This window comes from Streptomyces sp. Mut1 (genome assembly GCF_030719295.1).
In the GTDB taxonomy this organism is placed as follows: Bacteria; Actinomycetota; Actinomycetes; order Streptomycetales; family Streptomycetaceae; genus Streptomyces; species Streptomyces castrisilvae.
Window position 1 is genome coordinate 6076749 of record NZ_CP120997.1, and the last position, 19320, is coordinate 6096068.

At 70.8% G+C, this 19320-nt stretch carries 18 protein-coding genes and 3 pseudogenes; 7 read left to right on the forward strand and 14 right to left on the reverse strand.

Annotated elements, in window-relative coordinates; all coding sequences use genetic code 11:
- Positions 1 to 88: 88 nt before the first annotated feature.
- From P8A18_RS34360 to P8A18_RS26480, 4 genes and pseudogenes are all read right to left on the reverse strand, one after another.
- The gene (locus P8A18_RS34360) at positions 89 to 1111 is read right to left on the reverse strand and encodes a recombinase family protein (protein ID WP_371933794.1); all 1023 of its coding nucleotides are present in this window, start codon (positions 1109 to 1111) and stop codon (positions 89 to 91) included.
- Positions 1112 to 1253: 142 nt separating this feature from the next.
- Positions 1254 to 1442, reverse strand: a pseudogene (locus P8A18_RS34455) (zinc finger domain-containing protein); the annotation flags it as partial.
- A gap of 183 nt (positions 1443 to 1625) precedes the next feature.
- Positions 1626 to 2303, reverse strand: coding sequence for a response regulator transcription factor (locus P8A18_RS26475; RefSeq protein ID WP_306058348.1), 678 nt, complete (start codon positions 2301 to 2303; stop codon positions 1626 to 1628).
- Positions 2300 to 3460, reverse strand: a complete 1161-nt coding sequence (locus P8A18_RS26480; RefSeq protein WP_306058350.1) for a sensor histidine kinase — start codon at positions 3458 to 3460, stop codon at positions 2300 to 2302. The genes P8A18_RS26475 and P8A18_RS26480 overlap by 4 nt, the downstream gene beginning before the upstream one ends.
- Positions 3461 to 3678: 218 nt before the next feature.
- Here P8A18_RS26480 and P8A18_RS26485 point away from each other — a divergent pair, with 218 nt between their 5' ends.
- The 3 genes from P8A18_RS26485 (at position 3679) to P8A18_RS26495 (ending at position 7018) form a co-directional block, all read left to right on the forward strand.
- Positions 3679 to 4626, forward strand: coding sequence for an ATP-binding cassette domain-containing protein (locus tag P8A18_RS26485; RefSeq protein WP_306058352.1), 948 nt, complete (start codon positions 3679 to 3681; stop codon positions 4624 to 4626).
- On the forward strand, positions 4623 to 6185 hold the full coding sequence (locus tag P8A18_RS26490; protein ID WP_306058354.1) for an ABC transporter permease subunit: 1563 nt from the start codon (positions 4623 to 4625) through the stop codon (positions 6183 to 6185). The genes P8A18_RS26485 and P8A18_RS26490 overlap by 4 nt, the downstream gene beginning before the upstream one ends.
- Positions 6186 to 6292: 107 nt before the next feature.
- Positions 6293 to 7018, forward strand: a complete 726-nt coding sequence (locus tag P8A18_RS26495) for an ABC transporter permease subunit (protein WP_306058356.1) — start codon at positions 6293 to 6295, stop codon at positions 7016 to 7018.
- A gap of 345 nt (positions 7019 to 7363) precedes the next feature.
- Here the strand turns inward: P8A18_RS26495 and P8A18_RS26500 are convergent.
- The 4 genes and pseudogenes from P8A18_RS26500 to P8A18_RS26510 all read right to left on the reverse strand — a co-directional run.
- A pseudogene (locus tag P8A18_RS26500) lies at positions 7364 to 7684 on the reverse strand (Tn3 family transposase); the annotation flags it as partial.
- Between the two features lie 64 nt (positions 7685 to 7748).
- Positions 7749 to 8099, reverse strand: a pseudogene (locus tag P8A18_RS34365) (DUF4158 domain-containing protein); the annotation flags it as partial.
- Between the two features lie 372 nt (positions 8100 to 8471).
- Positions 8472 to 9500: a hypothetical protein gene (locus P8A18_RS26505; protein WP_306058358.1), complete on the reverse strand. Its 1029-nt coding sequence runs from the start codon at positions 9498 to 9500 to the stop codon at positions 8472 to 8474.
- An 83-nt stretch (positions 9501 to 9583) separates the two neighbouring features.
- The gene (locus P8A18_RS26510; RefSeq protein ID WP_306058360.1) at positions 9584 to 10489 is read right to left on the reverse strand and encodes a helix-turn-helix domain-containing protein; all 906 of its coding nucleotides are present in this window, start codon (positions 10487 to 10489) and stop codon (positions 9584 to 9586) included.
- A gap of 153 nt (positions 10490 to 10642) precedes the next feature.
- On the opposite strand from P8A18_RS26510, the gene P8A18_RS26515 reads away from it, so the two are divergent.
- A complete protein-coding gene (locus tag P8A18_RS26515) occupies positions 10643 to 11170 on the forward strand; it encodes an SRPBCC family protein (RefSeq protein ID WP_306058362.1) in 528 nt (175 codons plus the stop codon).
- Positions 11171 to 11448: 278 nt separating this feature from the next.
- Here P8A18_RS26515 and P8A18_RS26520 read toward each other — a convergent pair whose 3' ends face one another.
- Positions 11449 to 12708, reverse strand: coding sequence for a DUF3500 domain-containing protein (locus tag P8A18_RS26520; RefSeq protein ID WP_306058364.1), 1260 nt, complete (start codon positions 12706 to 12708; stop codon positions 11449 to 11451).
- A 217-nt stretch (positions 12709 to 12925) separates the two neighbouring features.
- Positions 12926 to 13573 (reverse strand): NAD(P)-dependent oxidoreductase, encoded by a 648-nt coding sequence (locus P8A18_RS26525; protein WP_306058366.1) that lies wholly within the window; start codon positions 13571 to 13573, stop codon positions 12926 to 12928.
- Positions 13574 to 13683: 110 nt separating this feature from the next.
- Between P8A18_RS26525 and P8A18_RS26530 the strand changes: the two genes are divergently transcribed.
- Positions 13684 to 14043, forward strand: a complete 360-nt coding sequence (locus P8A18_RS26530) for a winged helix-turn-helix transcriptional regulator (RefSeq protein WP_371933795.1) — start codon at positions 13684 to 13686, stop codon at positions 14041 to 14043.
- A gap of 434 nt (positions 14044 to 14477) precedes the next feature.
- On the opposite strand, the gene P8A18_RS26540 is transcribed toward P8A18_RS26530, so the two are convergent.
- Positions 14478 to 14771: a hypothetical protein gene (locus P8A18_RS26540; protein ID WP_306058369.1), complete on the reverse strand. Its 294-nt coding sequence runs from the start codon at positions 14769 to 14771 to the stop codon at positions 14478 to 14480.
- A gap of 176 nt (positions 14772 to 14947) precedes the next feature.
- Between P8A18_RS26540 and P8A18_RS26545 the strand changes: the two genes are divergently transcribed.
- Both P8A18_RS26545 and P8A18_RS26550 read left to right on the forward strand, forming a co-directional pair.
- Positions 14948 to 15790, forward strand: a complete 843-nt coding sequence (locus P8A18_RS26545; RefSeq protein WP_306058372.1) for a helix-turn-helix domain-containing protein — start codon at positions 14948 to 14950, stop codon at positions 15788 to 15790.
- The gene (locus P8A18_RS26550; RefSeq protein ID WP_306058374.1) at positions 15772 to 15981 is read left to right on the forward strand and encodes a DUF397 domain-containing protein; all 210 of its coding nucleotides are present in this window, start codon (positions 15772 to 15774) and stop codon (positions 15979 to 15981) included. The genes P8A18_RS26545 and P8A18_RS26550 overlap by 19 nt, the downstream gene beginning before the upstream one ends.
- A gap of 85 nt (positions 15982 to 16066) precedes the next feature.
- On the opposite strand, the gene P8A18_RS26555 is transcribed toward P8A18_RS26550, so the two are convergent.
- The 3 genes from P8A18_RS26555 to P8A18_RS26565 all read right to left on the reverse strand — a co-directional run bounded on the left by P8A18_RS26555 (position 16067) and on the right by P8A18_RS26565 (position 19299).
- Positions 16067 to 17314 carry a cytochrome P450 family protein gene (locus P8A18_RS26555; RefSeq protein WP_306058375.1) on the reverse strand — a complete coding sequence of 416 codons (1248 nt, stop codon included), beginning with the start codon at positions 17312 to 17314 and terminating at the stop codon, positions 16067 to 16069.
- A 90-nt stretch (positions 17315 to 17404) separates the two neighbouring features.
- Entirely contained in the window at positions 17405 to 18754 is a 1350-nt protein-coding gene (locus P8A18_RS26560) for a cytochrome P450 (RefSeq protein WP_306058377.1), read from the reverse strand.
- Entirely contained in the window at positions 18751 to 19299 is a 549-nt protein-coding gene (locus P8A18_RS26565) for a GTP-binding protein (RefSeq protein ID WP_136205309.1), read from the reverse strand. The genes P8A18_RS26560 and P8A18_RS26565 overlap by 4 nt, the downstream gene beginning before the upstream one ends.
- Positions 19300 to 19320 lie beyond the last annotated feature (21 nt).

Sequence of the window (19320 nt, forward strand, 5' to 3'; positions counted from 1 at the left end):
GGCGCTCCGCCGCACCCTACCCACCTGGTCGTTGTCACATAAAGTGAATCGCGATGACTGGCGGGATTCCGCGAGGTCGTCCGGGTGCTCAGTCCTTGTAGTCCGGCGCGATCCGTTCCATCAGGCGCAGCAGGGCGGCCCAGGCCAGGTCGTACGCGTCGTGGTCCTCGAAGTCGGAGGAGGCGTCACCCTCGCCGGTGAGCTGCTGGGCGGTGTACTCGGCCACCTGGTCGGAGGGCAGGACGAGTTCGGTGCCGCCGGCCTGGGCGGTGACCTGGATCTCGCACGCCTTCTCCAGGTGGAACATTGCGCAGGAACGCCTGCTTGGCGCTGTCGCCGACGGCTGGCGGGCCGTGGTTGCGCAGGATGAGCGCGGGGTGGGTGCCGAGGTCGGTGACGGGGCGTCCCTGTTCGGCGAGATGAGGGCGACGCCCTCGTAGTCGTGGTGGCCGACGCGGTTGTGGTACGCCTCGTGCTTGGCGTGCTCGGCGAGCGCTCGGTAGACGCTGGCGACGGAAGGGCTGCGCCCCTTGCGCTTGCCGGTGGGGATGATCAGGTCGGGCTGGATCTGCTCGACGGACTCGCCGTTGGCCCTCCGGCGGAGCACGGTGTGGAGCATGTCGTCGGTGATGACCGGGGGCCGGCCGCCGTGCTTGCCCTTGCGTGCCGCGGTGTCGAGGCCCTCCAGCGTCGACTCACGGGTGTTCGCGCGCTCGGTCTCCGCCATCGCGGCGAAGAACGCGAACAGCAGCGGCGCCGCGCCCGCGGGGTCGTAGATGCCGGGCAGGGGCCCGGCAAGCGTCTCCAGGACGAGGCCGTGAGCGGTGAGGTGGTCTGCCAGGGCGGTGAGTTCGGCGGCGTCGCGGCCGAGCCGCTTCATCTCGTGGACGGTGAAGATGACCCGGCAGTGCGGGGCATGGGCCTTGATCTCCCGCGCCGTACGCAGCGCCGCCTCGAACCGGGGGCGGACCCGCACGCGGGTGCTGATCTTCTCGCTGAAGATCTTGTCCCGGGGGATGCCGTGCTTGCTGAGGGCGTCGAGCTGGGAGTCGAGTTCTTGGCTGAGGTGCGAGCAGCGGGCGTAGCCGATGCGGATGTCCGCGCTCGGCAGGTCCGGGTCGCCGGCCGCGGGGACCGTGTGGCCGGGCCTCCAGGGCTTGCCGGGGTTGCGGTCCGCGGGGGGTCGGCATCCTCAGCGCCTTCTTCAGGCGTGGGACCGTGGTGAAGCGGCGGGTGTGGTAGGCGGAGGCGACGGCGCCGCCGCGCGAGCGGCAGGGTGAGCCGGGCTGTGCGTCACACTTCGGACAGGCGTGCTGCTCGATGTCGTCGGCGTCCGACCGACCGGGCGGTCGGGGAGGGTTGCTGAGGGTCCGCCATGGGTTCGAATTTTCGCACAATGCAAGTCTCAGAACGGGGTCCGTCCCTCTTTTGAGTGAGAGCAAGTTCTGAGAACCGGTCGGAGATCAACCGAGGCCCGGCGGGCAACTATTGATCCTGCTCGGGCAAAGGACCCGTTTGTGAGAGTAACCGCGTGTGTCAGTCTCCGAAGTCGGCTGCGCAGATGACTGGAGTCAGGTGCACTGAGCACCGCCTCCACGCGTGGGCCGCCGGCCCCTGTCGGCTGCTCAGTCGGGTGGGACGGCTGGGTCGATGATCCGATATCCCACGCCGGGTGTGGTGGCGATGACCGGGGGGTCGCCGAGTTTGCGGCGCAGGCGGCTGATGGTCACCGTGACCGTGTTGGTGAACGGGTCGGCGTGCTCGTCCCAGACCTGTTCGAGGAGGCCTTCCGCGCTGAGGAAGGCGGGGCTTGCGTTCAGGAGGGCTTCGAGTACCGCGAATTCCTTGACAGAGAGGTCGAGTTGGCGGCCGTCGCGGCTGGCGGTGTGGCGCATCGGGTCGAGTTCGATATCCGCCGCGCTCAGGGTGCGGGACCGGGCGGCGGGGCGACGGCGGGCCAGGGCGCGGATGCGCAGGACGAGTTCGGGAAAGTGGAAGGGCTTGGCGAGGTAGTCGTCAGCACCCAGGGTCAGGCCGCTGACGCGGTCGCCGGGTGAGTCGGCCGCGGTCAGCATCAGGACCATCACGCGGCCGTCCCGCTCGGTGATCATCTGGCAGAGAGTGTCGCCATGGATACCTGGCAGGTCGCGGTCGAGCACGACGACGTCGTACGCGTTGACGTCCAGCTTGGCCGCGGCGTCGAGCCCGTCGTGGGCCACGTCTACGGCCATGCCCTGGTCGCGCAGTCCCTCGGCGATGACTTCGGCGAGGGGGCGGGCGTCCTCGACCACCAGGACTCTCAACGCGCCACGCCCGTCTCTGTGTCGGGGGCTTCCGCCGGCGCCCTGCCGTCCGTACGGGGGAGGGTGATCGTCACACGCAGGCCGCCGTCGGGCCGGGCGCGCAGGTCCAGGGTGCCGTGGTGGCCCTGGGTGATGGCCGCGACGATGGAGAGGCCGAGGCCGCTGCCCCGGCCGGTGCCGGTCCGGTCGGCGCCAAGGCGGCGAAAAGGTTGCGCGAGGTCCGCCACCCGCCGCTGGTCAAGGACCGGCCCGCTGGACTCGACGACGAGGGACACTGCGCCCGCGTCGTCTCCTTCGGCCCGTACCGCGACACTGATCCAGCCCCCGGGGTCGTTGTGCGCGATCGCGTTGTCGACCACGTTGTCGGCCACGCGGCGCAGCAGCGTCTGGCTGCCCCACACCCACGCGGAGCCGTCGCTCCGGTTTTCACGCACGGTCAGCCCCTTGGCCGCGATGTCCTTGGCCCGTCCGGTCAAGGCGGTCAGCGCGAGTTGGCCGAGGGCGAGGCGCGCCGAGTCGGTGAACTCGCCGTGCTGGGTGCGAGCCAGGACGAGGAGACTCTCCAGCAGCCGGTCCACCTGGTCGAGTTCGGCGCGCATCCGGGCGGCCAGCGTGACCGTGGTCTCGGGTACCGGGCCCGGCTTGGCGAGGGCCACGTCGAGGGAGGCCCGCATCGTGGTGAGCGGGGTGCGCAGCTCGTGGGAGGCGTTGGCGACGAAGAGGCGCTGGGCGTCGAAGGAGCCCTCCAGGCGGCCGAGGAGGTCGTCGATGGTGTCGGCGAGATCCTTCACCTCGTCGCCGGGGCCGCCGATGGCCAGGCGTTCGTGCAAGCTGTCGGCGGTGATCCGGCGGGTGGCCGCAGTCATCACGCGCAGCGGGCGCAGCACCCGGCCGGCGACGAACCAACCGAGGCCGACCGAGATCACCACCATGACGCCGAGGGCGATAGCGGAGCCGATCACGATCTGCCGGGACTGGGTGTCGTGCGCCTGGGTCAGCTGCTGCTCCAGCTCGTCGATGCGGCCCTGGGCCTGTGCCGCCGTGGCGGGCTGACCGGTGCCGCCATCGGGGGCGGTCTGGCTGGAGCGCGATCCGCCGGATGCCGCCACGGCCGCGATGGCCAGCAGCGCCGTTCCCGACAGCAGGAACAAAGTCACGTACAAGGCGGTGAAGCGGGTGCGGGCAGTGCCACGGCGCAGGCCGAGCCGGGCAGTCAGGCCCGCGAGCCGTCGGGACGGACCCCATTTCATCCGCATGCTCCCCTCTCGCCACCGCACCAGGACACGTACACGGCCAGGCTAGGCCGAGGCGCCTAACAACGAGATGACAGTGACCGTTCGGCCCCTGTAACTCGCTCCGTCACAGGGTGGAGCCCATGAGTGATGAGAGTACGAAGGCGACGATCGAGGTCATCGGTCTGCGTAAACGCTTCGGACCACAGCTGGCTCTGGACGGGATGACGTTCACCGTGCGGCCCGGACGGGTGACCGGTTTCGTCGGCCCGAACGGCGCGGGCAAGTCCACCACCATGCGCGTGATCCTGGGCCTTGACGCAGCTGAGGAGGGAAAGGCCCTGGTCGACGGGGTGCCGTACCGCACCCTGCGTCGCCCGCTTCGGCATCTGGGGGCACTGCTCGACGCCTCCGCGCTGCAGCCGAGCCGCACCGCCCGTAACCACCTGCTGTGGCTGGCCCACTCACAGGGCGTGTCGGGCCGGCGGGTGGACGAGGTCATAGATCAGGCCGGCCTGGGCACGGCGGCCCGGCGCAAGGCCGGCGGCTTCTCGCTGGGCATGCGCCAGCGCCTGGGGATCGCGGCGGCGCTGCTCGGGGACCCGCCGGTGGTCATGCTGGACGAGCCGTTCAACGGCCTCGACCCCGACGGCATCGTGTGGATGCGCGGCTTCCTGTCGTCGCTGGCCCGGCAGGGCCGCGCCGTCCTGGTCTCCAGTCACCTGATGAGCGAACTCGAAGACACCGCGGACCATCTCGTGGTGATCGGCCGCGGCCGGGTCGTCGCGGACACCAGCGTGTCCGGGCTGCTCGCCGAGGCGTCCGGCGGCCGGGTCACCCTGCGTACCTCCGCGCCTCCGCGCGCCGCCCAGGTCCTGCACGGCGCGGGCGCCACCGTTCTCGCCACCGGCCCCGACACCCTCGGCGTCACGGGCCTGCCCGACGAGGAGATCGTGGCACTGCTCGCCCGGAACGGGGTGCCGTTCTCCCAGGTGTCCGCGCACCGGGCGACGCTCGAAGAGGCGTACATGGCGCTCACCCGGGACGCGGTGGAATACCGGGGCATCCCGGCGGGGGAGGCCACGCGATGACAGCCACCCTCACCCCCCGCCCCCCGGCCACAGGGCGCGCTGAGCGGAGCGGGTTCCTCAGGACGCTGCACGCCGAGTGGACGAAGTTCCGCACGGTACGCGGCTGGGTCCTCGCCATGGCAGGGGCGCTCCTGGTGACGATCATGGTCGGCCTGCTCGGCACGGCCGCCCCCACCCCTGGCGGTCGCGGCGCCGACTCCGCCTCGTACCCGAAGGGACCCGGCGGCGAGGCCGTCAACGACAGCTTCTACTTCGTCCACAAGACGCTCACCGGCGACGGCACCCTCACCGTTCCCCTGCGGTCGCTGACCGGTGTGGCCGACACAGGGCCAGGCAAGACGGCCCAGGGCGCCCAGCCCTGGGCGAAGACCGGGATCATCGTGAAGGAAAGCCTCACCCAGGGATCCCCGTACGCGGCAGTCATGGCCACCGGCGGCCACGGCGTGCGCATGCAGTACGACTACACGCACGACACGACGGGTCCTTCCGGCAAGGTCACCCAGGAGTCCCCGCGCTGGCTGCGCCTGGTCCGCTCCGGCGACAGCCTCACCGGTTACGCCTCCACCGACGGCTCCCACTGGACCACGGTCGGCCATGCGAAGCTGCCGGGGCTTGCGCGCACCGTGCAGGCCGGGCTCTTCGCCACGTCACCGCAGGCGAAGCAGGACACCGCGGCGGGCACGGGCTTCAGCCCCGCCGTGGCCACCGGCACCTTCGGCCGTCCCGGCCTCACCGGTGGCTGGTCCCAGAGCGTGTGGAGCGGCACACAGGTGGGTGGCGACGCGGGCACGTCCGGCAGCTACACGAACACCACCGAGGGCGGCTTCACCCAGACCGACGGCGGCGGGTTCACCGTGACCGGGGCCGGTGACATCGCACCGGTCGTCGGCGGGCCCGCCATGGGCGTCGGCTTCTCCGTCGAGAACTTCCTCGTCGGCACCTTCGCCGGGCTGATCGTGGTGATCGCCGTGGGCACGGTGTTCATCACCGGCGAGTACCGGCGCGGTCTGCTGCGTACGACCATGGCGGCAACCCCACTGCGGGGCCGGGTACTTGGTGCCAAGGCGCTGGTGACCGGGGGCATCGCGTTCGCCATCGGCCTGGTGGCCGCCGCGATCACCGTTCCCATCGGGGAACGCAGCGCGCGCGGCAGGGGCTTCCATGTCTTCCCCATCACGTCGGCGACCGAAGTGCGCGTCATGGTCGGCACCGGCCTGCTCTGCGCAGCCACCGCCGTGCTCGCTCTCGGCGTCGGCGCCCTGCTGCGGCGCAGCGGCACGGCGGTCGCCCTGGTCATCGCGTCGATCGTGCTGCCCTTCCTGCTCGCCGCCTCCGGCGTACTGCCCCCGGGCGTCTCGGAGTGGCTGCTGCGGGTGACCCCGGCTGCGGGCTTCGCCATCCAGCAGACCCTGCCGCAGTACGCGCAGGTGCTCAGCGTGTACGAACCGTCGACCGGCTACTACCCCCTGGCACCATGGGCCGGCCTCGCCGTGCTGTGCGGATATGCCACGCTCGCCTTCGGTCTGGCCGTGGTGCAGCTGCGCGGGCGGGACGTATGAGTCTCCTGAGAAGTGCACGACTCACGAGCACGGCGGACCACGCGTGGCGAGGGGACTTCGGCCGCGCCCTGCTCGCGGAGTGGACAAAGCTGCGCACCACAGGAGACATGGGCAGGTTGCTCCTGCTCGCCGTCGCGCTGACCGTGGCCCTCGGCTGCGGCACCGCCAAGGCCGTGAAGTGCCCGGATACGGGGTGCGGCCAGGACGCCGTCAAGCTCGCCCTGACCGGCGTCACCGTCGGGCAGGCGGTCATCGCCGTCCTCGCGGTGCTGGCCGTCAGCGGCGAGTACGGCACCGGAATGATCCGCACCACACTCACGGCGGTGCCGAACCGGCTCACCGTCCTCACCGCCAAGGCGACGGTCCTCACCACGGTCGTCCTGATCTCCGGGACAGCTGCCGTCCTCGCCTCACTCCTCGCCGGCCGCTACATCCTGCCCGGCAACGGATTCACCGAGGCCCACGGCTACGCCCCGCTGTCCCTGGCCGACAGCCCGACCCTGCGCGCGGCCGTGGGCTCGGTCCTCTACCTCGTCCTGATCGCCCTGATCGGCCTCGGCGTCGCGACGGCGGTACGGGAGGCGGCGACCGCCATCGGGATCGTACTGGGGCTGCTCTATCTCTTCCCGATCGTCACCCAGGTGGTCAACGACCCGGAGTGGCAACGGCACCTTCAGCAGATCTCGCCCATGACCGCCGGACTCGCGGTCCAAGCCACCATCCATCTGCACGAGCTGCCCATCGGCCCATGGGCCGGCCTGGGCGTACTCGCCACGTGGGCCGCGGCCGCGCTGCTGGTCGGCAGCCTGCTGCTGCACAGGCGCGACGCGTAGCCGAATCGAGCCGACCACGAGCGCGGTGGATTCGGGCCCCTACCCGGCCCGGCGCCATACCGCTCAACGATCCAGCCGAGCGGGAGCGACGCCGGGCGGGCGGGTCTTCAGGATGCCGACCCGCCCGCCCGGCGTCGCCGATCGGGCGGCTTCCGCCTCGGGCACGGTGCGGGGGCCGGGCACTATGGACACCGCGGCGGCGAGGGCGGTGGGCGGCGCGGTCCTCGGAGGGAAGGCGCCACCAGGCCGGTGACGTCACCACGGTGGCCCGCGCGCGGGCCCTGGGGAGCTGGGTGTCGAGGAGGGCGGTGGCCTGCATGACGGGGGTCCCTTCGGCAAAGGTGGTCAGGCCGCCTGGCCGAAGCCGGCCACGGACGGGTCCTGCTCGCGCAGCGGGGCGAAGTCGACGTCGAGCTTCGGGTCGTACGCGTCGGGTTGGATGCCGAGTTCGTGCGTGGAGTACTCGCCGAACCGGTTGATGTGTTCGGCCAGGTACGGCGCGATGTGCGCCAGGAACTCCGGGTCGATCGTCCAGCCCTCCTCCAGCAGCTGCCGCACGATCTCCGCGATGTCCAGGGCGTTGTGGAAGATCACCGCGTTCGTGAGCAGCGCGTTGAACTTCATCGCCTTCTCCTGCTCTACGGGGTCGTTGTCGGCGATGATGCCGCGGTTGCCGAATCAGGTCCGCGGGCCGGTTCTTCGACGCCGCCTCCCGGCGGATCGACTCCTCGGCGATCCGCCGGGCCCGCACCTGGCCGTAGGCCACGCCGACCCGCTGCCGAACCAGCCCCCGGTGGTTCTTCACGGTCTTCGCCGCCCGGTACACCGGCAGCGTGCCCTCCGGCAGCTCCACCGCCCGCCGCACGAACTCCGCCACCGCCTCCGGGATGTCCTCCGCCTTCGGGAAGCACCCCATGCGCTGATACGACTTCAGCGTCAGCAGCAGGGCCAGAAGATGCTCATCGCTGTCCGTTCGATCGAGGTCACAACCCACCCCAAGCCCCAGATGACAGTCAGCATCACCACCAACGAGACTGAGCCGAACGGGTGACGGGCCGGGCCCCCATGCCTTCAAGATCATCCCGCGGCCCCTTTTGGGCTCACCTCGGCGATACCCCGGGTACGCGGATCGGCGTCCCACTGGTCCGTGGGGCACTCGTCGTCGTCGCCGCCGATGCCGATGGGCGGCGGTCGGTGCGGGCGGACCAGGCCGTTGTCTGGCCGCCTGGAGCGCCTCGCAGGCGCAGCGGCGGAATTTCGGGCCGAGTTCGTGGTTACGGCCGTGTCCGAACGCGTGGCGGCGTCGGAGATGGCGAGCCCGAGGAGACCGTGGAAGCCGCGAGCCCGCTGCCGGAACTCTGCACCACGAGGCTGATGGAAGCGGGCCCAGACGTCGCCGCCCGCCCTCCCCGGGCGGGCGGCGCTGCCTTCGAAGCGCCCTCCGGGACAGGGCTCAGCCGTGGTGGCGGTGCAGGCGGGCGCGCAGGAGGTTCGGGTCGGCGGCCGTGGTGTAGGCGGCGCTGAGCACGTACACCTCCGTGCCGCGCAGGGCGACGGCGGTGGGGTTCTGGAGTCCGTCGCCGGCGTCCAGGACGGTGGTGCTGGTGCCGTCGGGCTGGATACGGACGACCTTGTTGGGGGCGTTGAGCGTGGCGAGTACCTCATTGCCGCGGCCGGTGAACGCGAAGTCGTCGATGCCCACCAGGCCTGTTGCCCTCACCTGCGGCTTTCCTGCCCGGTTTCCGTGACGGATCGGGATGCGCAGGAGGGTGCCCTTGTCGAGGTTGGTCACCCACAGCGCGCCGTCGTGCACCTTCGCGCCGTTGGCTCCGAGGAAGTCGGTCGAGGCGAGTTCGGGCGCGGTAGACCAGGCGGTGGGCCGGCCCCCGGAGAGCGGCACGGTCCAGATGGTGCCCAGCACCGAGTCGGTGATGTAGAGCCGCTTGCTGTGCCGGTCCAGTGCCAGGCCGTTGGGCAGGCCGTCCGCCGGCAGCGCGGCGATGCGCTTCGGAGCGTGCCCGGGACGCAGCCGCCACAGGCCCGTCAGGTCGGCGGTACCGGTCGCGTACAGCACGTATGTGGCGCCGTCCGGAGCGTGGACGATGCCGGTGGTCAGGGGGAAGCGCAGGGCGGGCGTATTGACTCCGCCGTCGGCGGGCGCGGGCAGCGTAGCCAGGACGCGGGTGGCACCCCGGGGTGTGATCCGGGCGACCTGGCGGGCGGCGGCGAACGTGACGTCTGCCGTGCCGTCGGGCAGCAGCGCGATGTTCTCCGGCATCTGGCGCGCGTCCAGGTCGAAGTGGGTGGCGATCCGCACGTCGCTCAGGAACCCCGGAGACGCCGCGGCGCTGTGGGCGGGCGGTGCGGCGTAGGTCGTCGCCGGTGCCGCATGGGCGGGCAGGGCCAGTGCGGAAGCGGTGGCGGCCATCAGAGCGACCGCCGTGATGATCTTGCTGCTTCGTCGGCTGATTCGCTGGGACATGGGTTCCTTCACTCTCACTGTTTTCGGGCAGGCGGTAGCCGCGACGCGGCGGTGCCGGGGTGATGGTGGTCGAGGGGGCCGGTTCAGATGGTGTCGGCGCTCGCGTCGGCGTCCGTGCGCGGGGAGGCCGCTTCCCGTGACGCGGTGCCGTGGGCGAGCAGCTTCAGCGCCGTCTCGGAAGGGGAGCCGGGGACCGTTGTGGCGATCACCACGGCCGGACCGCTCCCCTGCGGGCTCTGGAGCGTCTGCTGAGTGACGGTCAGGGTCCCGACCGTGGGGTGGTGCATCTCGTAATCGGCGACGTCGCAGGCCAGGATCCGGTGATCCGCCCACATGGTGGCGAACTCCGGGCTGCGCATGATCAGTTCGCCGACGAGCCCGGCCAGCAGCGGATCGTCCGGGTACCGGCCGGCGGTCAGGCGCAGGTTGCCGACCACGGCCTTGGCCTTGGCGGGCCAATCGGTATAGAGGTCGCGGGTGTGCGCGTCGAGGAACACCAGCTTGGCCATGTTCGGCCGACAGCCCGGTTCCGCGGGGGCGCCCTGGTCGAGATGGCCGGCGAACAACGCATGACCTTGGGTGTTCCAGGCCAGAACGTCACTGCGCCGGCCCAAGGCGATGGCGGGAGTGCCTCCCAGTGCTGTCAGCAACGCGCTGGTAGCCGGGGTGATGCGCTCAGGACGGGGACGGGGTGCGGCCTTGCCTCGCTTCGGTGCACGGGCGAGCTCGTGCAGATGGGCCCGCTCGGACTCATCCAGACGCAGGGCGGACGCGATGGCATCGAGCACCTCGCGGGAGGCGTTGCGCGACTGGCCCTGTTCAAGCCGGGCGTAGTACGGCGCACTGATGCCCGCGAGCATGGCCAGCTCCTCCCTCCGCAGCCCCGGCACCCGGCGCCGCTCGCCGTAGGTCCGCAGCCCGACGTCGTCGGGTCGCAGAAGGCTCCGGCGTGCGTGGAGGAAGTCGGCGAGCTGCCCGTGCTTGTCCATGGAAACGAGTATGCGCGGCACCACTGAGCCGCGCCTCACCCTGCTGGGGTGCGGATCCGCAGGGTCTGGCTGCTCCCCGTACCCGGCCCCCAGGATGAGCCGGCAACAGGCTCGTCCGCCGACGGGCCAGGGCGAACAACTTATGGAGCAGTCATGAGCGCCACCACGTCCAAGAGCCTCACCCCCGGCCCGCGGAATGCGCCGGCCGATTTCGACCTGACGCCCTTTTCCTTCGTCAGGCGGTGCTGGGTCGCCCTGCCGCCGGACTCCGTCTACCGCCTGATCAGCGACGTCTCGCTGATCGAGACCTGGAGCCCGAGCGCCAGCGCGGTGCACTACGAGCCGGGGGACGGCCCCTGGGTCGGTGCACGGTTCAGTGGCAGCAACCGTCGGGACGGACGCGAGTGGGTCACCCGCTCCGAGGTGGTGCGAGCCGATCCGGGTTCCGCGTTCGCCTTCGTCGTCGGCGGGGCCGAGGACGGCATCGTGCGCTGGGACTGGCGATTCCATGAGCAGGGCACCGGCAGCATCGTCGAGCAGGCCTGGCGACTGCTGCGTACCGACCCGGTCCTGGGCGACACTCCTGAGGACCTCCTTGCCCTGCGGGATCACATGGCGCAGAGCGTGGAGTCCACCCTGGTCGCCCTGGCGGAGTGGACCGCGGGCCACGGCACTCGGTAGGAGAGCCGGTGGCCCGCTGGGACGGGCGGATCCGCGCGGAGAGTGGGCGGCAGAAGGGACCATCCCCATGGGGCGCGGCTCGGTGCGCACGGGGTCGGAGCGGTCCCAGCCGGCCGGACGGTGCGGGCACAGGTCGGTCACGGTCGGGAGGCAGTCGAGGTCCGTGCCGTCCGGAGCGGTCCGACCTCGGTCGCCCCAACTGGTGTTCAGCACAACGAGATGCCTCGGCTCGTGTTCAGCTCAACGAGATGCTTCCGCATCGGATACCGCTGTGCACGTCAGTGGTCGCTGTCCGGCGTGTGGTGGGTGGCGTAATGCTGGGCGAGGAGGCTCTTGCCGTAGTCGTTGCCGCCCGGTTCGCGGACGATCGTGTGGACGTGGTGGCGTGCGGGTTCTTCGTTACTGAGGAAGACACCGGGGTGGTTGTCGTATTCCACGAGCAGGATCGGGGAGTGGATGCGGTAGTAGAAGGCGCAGACGTCGTCGTGGCCGCCGCGCCAGACGAAGTGGGTGTCGTCGAGATGGCGGGCGACCTCTTCGAGCTTGCGCTCCGCGTGGAGTGCGGGGAGCCGGCGCAGGTAGACGCGGACGAGGTCGAGGAGGAGGTCCTGTTGGTCTGCGGAGAGTTCGCCGCCGTTGATCCCTTCGGCCGGCAGGATCAGGTTGTCGCTGCCGGCGCCGGCGAGGTGCCGGCCGTTCCAGGATCCGGCCGGGTCGGGGGCACTGATGGAGCGGCTGAGCAGGAAACTGCTCTCCTGCTGCTCCGTGAGGGACCGGCGGAATGTCAGGCCGTGTCCGGTCTCGTCGTCGAACGCGTGGACACCGGCGTAGCGTCCGGTGTCACAGGAGGTCGGTTCAGCGCCGAGGAACACGGGGGCCATGACGAGTTGGCTGCCGATGAAGACACAGTGCACGTCGATGTGATGTCCCATGAGCTGCCAGCCCCACGGCTGTCCTGAGGTGGGGTCGCCGAAGATCGTGAACCAGTAGGTGAACTCGGTCAGGGTGTCGCGGTAGTCGTCGATCAGCTCGCCCAGGGCGCCGTTGAGCTGCATCGCGGCGCGGATGAGGTCGAACCCCTCCCGGCTGAGGCTCGCCTCGATGACGGCCAGGGCCAGTTCGCGTTGGGTGACTGTCAGGCGTTCGAGCCGCATTCCCTTGGGTGTCCAGGTGGGGATGGCGTTGGTCCAGAGCCGCCAGTCGGGCGAGTTCATCGGTAGCCGGGCAACGGTCCGCTCGAAGGGCATGAGGGCGTCGAGGTAGGCGTCAGCCGCGTCGACCGCCGCGGTCGGCCGGTTCCCCGTGTCGGTCAGCCGGTAGAGGCCGGGGGCAGGGGCACCGTCCGCGGTGATGCCGACGTAGGGCTCGCGGTAGGCGCGGATCGGCGCCGTCAGTTCGAAGGTGATCTCCGGTGGAAGCAGGTCGGCGTGGAGGATGCCGTCGACCACCGGCATGGTGCCCTTCGCCTTCGGAAGCGGCAGGGAAGTTGGTGTGTGCTGCCGGACCGGGGTGGCGCATTGCGTGTTGTCGGCATTCATGCCGGGTCCTTCGCTGGAGAGGAGCGGTGGCGGAAAGACGGCCGGAACATTTCCCCTGGGCGGAATTCGGGAGGGCCGGGTGAGGGAACCGTCTTCTAGTGCGGTGCTCCGGTTGTTCCTCGCGACCCGTTCGAAGAGCGGAAAGCTGCTATCAGGGGGGAACATGTCAACGTTGGGTTTTCTCGGTCAGTCCCGGGAGACTTCCGAAGTCGTCCACTCAGTGGCCGAGGTTGACCTGCGCCCGGTGGTGATCGCCCTTCTCGATCAGGTCGACGAACCCGAGTGCGTAGTCCGCGGCGGAGATCGCGCCGCCGTCCTCGGGCTGGACCGCGACGTCGTCGCCGAGCCGATATCGGCCGAGTCGTTCGCCGGGCATACGTGAGCCGAACCTGAGCGCCGGGCTCACGAAGACCCAGTCGAGTGTCGCGGGCGTGGCCGGGAGGTCCTCGATGATGAGCGCCGCACCGGCACGGATCTCGTCGTGGAGCTCCGCGGGGATGTGGCTGAGGTCGGTGACGAAGCGGTCCGCCCCGGGCGCAGGGCGCAGCGACGAGTAGCCGCCGACGACGAACAGACGTACGCCTGAGGCATCGGCCAGACGCGCGACGGTGCTGTAGGCGTCGCGGAAAGTGCCGGCCAGCGGCCCGCGTGGGGCGAGTGCGCCCACTACGACGTCCGCACCCTCAATGGGCGCCGAGAGCGTCGCTTCGTCGGTGGCGTCGCCCTGGACATAGGCCACGTTCGGGATGGGAGCTTCGGGGAGTGAGCGGCTCAGCGCGGTGACCTGGTGACCGCGAGCGGCGGCCTCCGCGACAATGGCCGAGCCTGCGTAGCCGGTGCCGCCGATGACGGTAATGCGAGACACGAGGTGCCTTTCCACGGGAGGTGGCGTCGGACGACGCCATGCGATTACCGTAGGAGTGCAGCTCTCTTATCGGAAGAAGGCACTTTGTGGTAACCACTCAGTCCGATTCGGTGCTCCACGGCAGCCCCTATCGCGCGGACTGCCCGACTCGCCACATCCTGGATCGCATTGGCGACCGTTGGACGGTGCTCGTAGTGGGCGCCCTCTGGGACGGCAGTGCCCGCTTCTCGGAGTTGCGCCGACGCATCGAGGGCGTCTCGCAGAAGATGCTCACCCAGACTCTCCGCGGGCTCGAACGGGACGGGCTCGTTCGCCGTACCGTCCACCCCCAGGTTCCGGTCCGCGTCGAGTACACGCTCACCGAGGCGGGCCGCACCCTGCGTGCGCCGCTGCGCGCGCTGGAGGAATGGTCGATCGCGCACCTCGGCGACGTGACAGCGTCGCAGGAAGCCTACGACCGCGCGGACTGACCTCCTTCTGACTCCATGGACCGCGACCGGCTGTGCCGAGCGGCCTGGCCGCGGCCGTGGTCGCGCTCACCGGGCCGGTCACCCTTCTCGGCCACGCGCGCGCGGAGCAGCCGGCGGCGCTGGACGATCTGCCGGCCGATCTCGGGTGAGGGGAGGAGGCGGGGCCTGCGCCCCATCCGGAAGCAGCCGCGGCGACGTCCGTACGTCGCACACACGGAGGCCGGTACGGCTGCGGGCGTTGGCCTCGGCGACGCGGGCGCTCAGTAACTCGGAGGGGCTGAGCGTCCGCAGGCGGGCCGGGTCGGCTTCCCACTCGCGGCCACCGCCGAGGGGGCGGAGCCGGAAACACAGACCCTTGTGGCCCACCACCAGTCCCACCCGGTCGCTCCCGCCGTCGTGCACGGTCGTCCCGACGCGAGGGAGGCCGCCGTCGGTCACCCGGTCGCTCCGCCCCTGATCACTGCGGCGAGGGCGTGCGCCACGGGGGCGGAGCAGACACCGAGGTGGACGAGCGCGTAGTCGGCCGGCCGTGCGCCGCCTTCGTCCCCGGCGTCTCGCCACGGGGTGCGTACGTCCATCGCGGGCAGCTGGATACCCGCGGCCGTCAGGGCGGCGGCGAGGTCGTCGCGGGCATCGACGGCCTCCTGGACCTTGGCCGTTGGCGCGTTTCCCGCCTGGGGGACGGACGGGTTCACCTGGGGCGTCCTGCGGGGGAGGGACGGCTTCATGGGGCTGCTTCCTTCGGCTGTTCTTTCGCGGATTCCTCTGCCTCGCCACACGCCCGGTCGTACCGTGCGTGAGGGGCTCGTTACGAGAATGGCCCCGTCAGAGGGGTGACACACCGAGGGTGGAGGGTGCCTCCCCAGCGGGCGAGCCACGTTCCACACGTTCCACGGAGGGCGCGATGCCGACGAGGCGGGCGGTATCAGGCCGCAGCAGGGAACCACGGGCACGGTTCGCGGAGGAGCTGCGGCACCTGCGTACCGCGCGCGGCGACAGCCTGCGGCAGCTCGGTGAACGACTGGGCTGGGACTGGTCGTTGTTCGGGAAGATGGAGAAGGGCGAGACGGTCGGCGGCCCGGAGGTGGTGCAGGCGCTTGACCAGCACTACGGGACACCGGGACTGCTGTTGGCGCTGTGGGAACTTGCCATCAGCGACCAGACGCAGTTCAAGGAGCGCTATAGGCGGTACATGGGCCTGGAGGCGGAGGCGACGAGTCTGTGGCACTTCGCGGTGAGTATCGTTCCCGGTCTCTTGCAGACACCGGGGTACGCACGGGAGTTGCTCGCGGCAGGAGGTCTGCGCGGTGACGCCCTGGATCAGCAGGTTGAGGCACGGATGGGGCGCCGGGAGCTACTGGTGGGCGAATCCGCGCCCCAGTTCCGCACCATCCTGTCCGAGGCAGTTCTCAGGACCCCTTTGCGGAACACCGACGAGTGGCGGCAGCAACTGAAGTACCTGTGGGAGGTGGGAGAGAGAGACGGGGTAACGGTGCAGGTGGCGCCGTTCGGCGTGGGGCTCCACGCCCTGACCAACACTGACGTGATGTTCCTTCGCCTGGCGGATGGGCGTGCGGTGGCCTACGCGGAGAACGGGTACCGCGGAGAACTTATCGAGGAAACAGGCCCGGTTGAGCAGCTGCAACGCGTATATGATTCGGTACGCGACCTGGCGTTGCCCCCTGCCGAGTCGCGGAATTTCATTCTGCGCCTTCTGGAGGAAGTGCCGTGCGACCCCTCGACCTGACCGTGGCGACTTGGCGCGCGAGCAGTTACAGCAATCAGGACGGCGGACAGTGCGTCGAGGTCTCCGATGATTTCGACGCGTTCATCCCTGTTCGGGACAGCAAGAACCCACACGGCCCCGCCCTCGCCTTCCCGGCTGGCGACTGGTCCTCCTTCGTGTCCGCCGTGAAGGGCGGAACCCTGGGCGCCTAAGCCGCCCCGCCGTGCGAGACGGCCCCGTCGACGGCGACCCGCCGGCGGGGCCGTCGGCATTCCGGCGTGAACGCCCCGCGCCCTCTCACCCCTTCAGCCGTACCGGAAGCTTCTGCACGCTGTTTCCCACGAACGAGGCGTGGCGCGGCAGTTCCGGCTCGGGGACCGCGAGGTCCAGGTCCGGGAAGCGGGTGAAGAGCTGTTCCAGGGCCGTGGTGCTCTCCAGGCGGGCCAGGGGTGCGCCCATGCAGTAGTGCGCGCCGTGTCCCAGGGAGAGGTGGCGGGACGTGCCGGTGCGGGTGATGTCGAAGTGTGCCGCGTCCGGGCCGTGGGCGCGGGTGTCGCGGCCGGCCGCCGAGTAGCCGGCGAGGACCGGGGTGCCCTGGGGGATCACGGTGCCGTCCAGGGTCAGATCGCGGGTGGGGTAGCGGAAGGGGAAGTAGCTGACCGGGCTGTCCCAGCGCAGGGTCTCCTCGACCACGTCCGACCAGCTCGCCTTGTCGGAGAGGACCAGGTCGAGCTGGTCCCGGTGGGTGCACAGGGCGCGTACGGCGTTCGTGATCAGGTTCAGCGTCGTCTCGTGCCCCGCGATGATGGTCAGCATCAGCGTGCCGATCAGCTCGTGCGGGCTGAACCGGTCGCCGTTCTCCTCGCGGGCCGCGATCATCGCGCTGGTCAGGTCGTCGCCGGGGGCGGCGGTCCGGGCCCTGGCCACCTCGGTCAGCGTCTCCACCATCTCCCGGTTGGCCGCCATCGCCTCGGCCGGACCGATGTCCGTGGCCACGATCTGGTTGGAGAGGTCGTGCAGCCGGTCCTGGTGGGCCTCGTCCACGCCCAGCAGCTCACAGATGACGCCCATCGGCAGTGGCAGCGCGAAGTGCGTACGCAGGTCGACGACACCGTCCTCCGTCGCGGCCGACTCCAGGCCGTCCAGCAGGCGCAGCGTCAACTGCTCGATACGGGGGCGCAGTTCCTCGACCCGGCGGGCCGTGAACGCCTTGCTCATCAACGACCGCAGCCGCCGGTGGTCGGCGCCGTCCGCGGTCGTCATCCCCTGCACCGTGGCGAACGTCTTCAGCGGCCAGCCGTCGGCGATCTCCCCGGCCTGGAGCGCCGTGAAGTGCTGTGCGTTCTTGGCGACGTCGGGGTGCGCGAGGAATTCCTTCAGCGCGTCGTGGCCCAGCACCGCCATCCCCCGCACCTCGCCGGGGAGGACGACCGGGGTGACCGCCCCCTGGGCCAGCAGCCGGGCGTTGGCCGCGTGCGGGCAGCCACCCGCCGGGTCGAGGCGGTGCGGAAGGTCGGCCGCGGGGTTCACCGGTGACGTGTTCAACGGGGCTCCAGCTCTTCGGAGGGTCGGAAGGGAGGGAAGGGAGGGAGGGGGGAGGGGGAGGCGTGCCGCGGAAAGGTCGCTTCGGGCGGGTCAGTGCGGGCGGGTCTGTGGCCGCGCCGCGTTCCGGTGCGGCCATGCCGGGGCGGGGGCCTCGGCCGTCCGGGAGGGCACCGGGCCCTGCGGCAACTGCGGTGAGGTGAAACGTACGGGCAGAGTGCCCAGGCCCTTGCTCCAGGGCGAGTTGACCCACTTCAACTCGCTCTCCGGGACCGACAGTTCCAGGTCGGGCAGGCGGTGCCGGATCGTGTCGACCGCGGTCCGGGTGATCAGCCGGGCCGGGTCCTGGGCGGGGCAGGTGTGGGGGCCCGCGCCGAATGCCAGATGGGAGCGGTTGCCGACCACGGGGGTGCCGTCGTCCGGCAGCACCTCCGGGTCCGCGTTGGCCGCCGCCAGGCCCAGGATCAGCATGTCGCCCGCCCGGACGTCCTGGCCGCCGAACGTCATGTCGCGGGTGGCGTAGCGGGCCGGGAAGTTCTGGGTGGGCGGGAAGCGCCACAGGACCACGTCGAGTGCGTCGTCCACGCTGAGGTGGCCGCCGCTCAGTGAGGAGCGCAGAGCGGGGTCGCAGAGCAGGATGCGCAGCGTGGTGGCGATCCAGTTCACCGTGGTCTGGTTGCCCGCGACGAACATGACCACCAGGTTGTGCAGCACCTCCTCGTCGGTGAGCCGCGCCGGGTGGTGCAGCAGCGCCGAGACGATGTCGTCGCCCCTCACCCGCCGCTTCTCCTCGATCAGTCCGTGCAGGATGGCGCCCATCCTGCGGCTCGCGTCCCTTGCCACGCTGCTGGCCGACACGAGGCCCGCCACCGCCTCCACCAGCTCCCCGCCGGTCCGGTCGTCCAGCCCGAGCAGCCCGGCGATCACCCGCATCGGCAGCAGGCGCGCGTACGCGGAGACGAGGTCGGCCTCGCCGTGCGCCGCGAATCCGGCGATCACGGCCTCGGCGGTGGCCCGGACGCTGCGGCGCAGCTCGTGTCCGTTGATCCCGGCCAGCGCGTCGGAGACGGCGGTGCGCATTCTGCGGTGCTGCTGCCCGTCCGCGAAGAGCAGCGCCGGGCGCCAGCCGACCATCGGCAGGATCGGCGAGTCGGCCGGCACCCGGCCTTCACGCAGCAGGCTCCACCGGCGCGGGTCGTGTGAGAAGTCCTGCTCCTCGCGGGTGAGCCGGAGCAGTTCGCGGTGGCCCAGGACCAGCCAGGCGTCGATGCCGGGGGCGACGGACACCGGCGCCACCGGGCCGTGTGCGCGGCGCAGTTCCTCGTACAGCGCGGGCATCGTCATGCCGTCGAGGTCGGGCCCGTACAGCGCGGCCGTCGCGACGGAGGCGCCGGTCACGGGGCAGCCGACGGCCGGCCCGGTCGTGGGGTGCGGCGTGCTCATGAGGACTCCGTGGCGACGTGGATGAGGTGACGGATCAGGGCGATCAGCGCCCGGATCGATGAGGCCCGGTCCCGTGCGTCGCAGGTCACCAGGGGAGTTTCGGGCAGCAGATCGAGGGCCGTACGGATGTCGTCGGCGTCGTAACGGGGGCCGGACGGGAAGACGTTGACGGCGACCGCGAAGGGCAGGTCCAGATCCTCCAGATTGCCCAGCGCGTCGAAGGAGGCCGCCAGGTCCCGGGTGTCCACCAGCGCGAGCGCGCCGAGCGCCCCCTTGGCCAGGTCCTGCCAGGCCGGCAGGAACCGCTGCTGTCCGGGAGTGCCGAACAGATACAGGACCAGGTCGCCGTCGATGGTCAGCCGGCCGAAGTCGAGGGCGACCGTGGTGGTCTTCTTGCCGCTGTCCACGTCCGGGTCGACCCGGACGCCCGCCTGGGTCATCGACGCCTCGGTGGAGAGCGGTTCGATCTCCGACACCGTACCGATCAGCGTCGTCTTGCCCACCCCCAGCGGGCCGACGACCAGGATCTTCGCCGCGCCCGACACGCTTGAGTCGAGGTACTTCCC

Coding starts and splice junctions, on each gene's coding strand:
- P8A18_RS26490 (WP_306058354.1), top strand. CDS start 4,623: ATGACAGCCACCCTCACCCCCCGCCCCCCGGCCACAGGGCGCGCTGAG.
- P8A18_RS26515 (WP_306058362.1), top strand. CDS start 10,643: ATGAGCGCCACCACGTCCAAGAGCCTCACCCCCGGCCCGCGGAATGCG.
- P8A18_RS26540 (WP_306058369.1), bottom strand. CDS start 14,771: ATGAAGCCGTCCCTCCCCCGCAGGACGCCCCAGGTGAACCCGTCCGTC.
- P8A18_RS26560 (WP_306058377.1), bottom strand. CDS start 18,754: ATGAGCACGCCGCACCCCACGACCGGGCCGGCCGTCGGCTGCCCCGTG.
- P8A18_RS26495 (WP_306058356.1), top strand. CDS start 6,293: ATGGGCAGGTTGCTCCTGCTCGCCGTCGCGCTGACCGTGGCCCTCGGC.
- P8A18_RS26510 (WP_306058360.1), bottom strand. CDS start 10,489: ATGGACAAGCACGGGCAGCTCGCCGACTTCCTCCACGCACGCCGGAGC.
- P8A18_RS26485 (WP_306058352.1), top strand. CDS start 3,679: ATGAGTGATGAGAGTACGAAGGCGACGATCGAGGTCATCGGTCTGCGT.
- P8A18_RS26545 (WP_306058372.1), top strand. CDS start 14,948: ATGCCGACGAGGCGGGCGGTATCAGGCCGCAGCAGGGAACCACGGGCA.
- P8A18_RS26505 (WP_306058358.1), bottom strand. CDS start 9,500: ATGTCCCAGCGAATCAGCCGACGAAGCAGCAAGATCATCACGGCGGTC.
- P8A18_RS26520 (WP_306058364.1), bottom strand. CDS start 12,708: ATGAATGCCGACAACACGCAATGCGCCACCCCGGTCCGGCAGCACACA.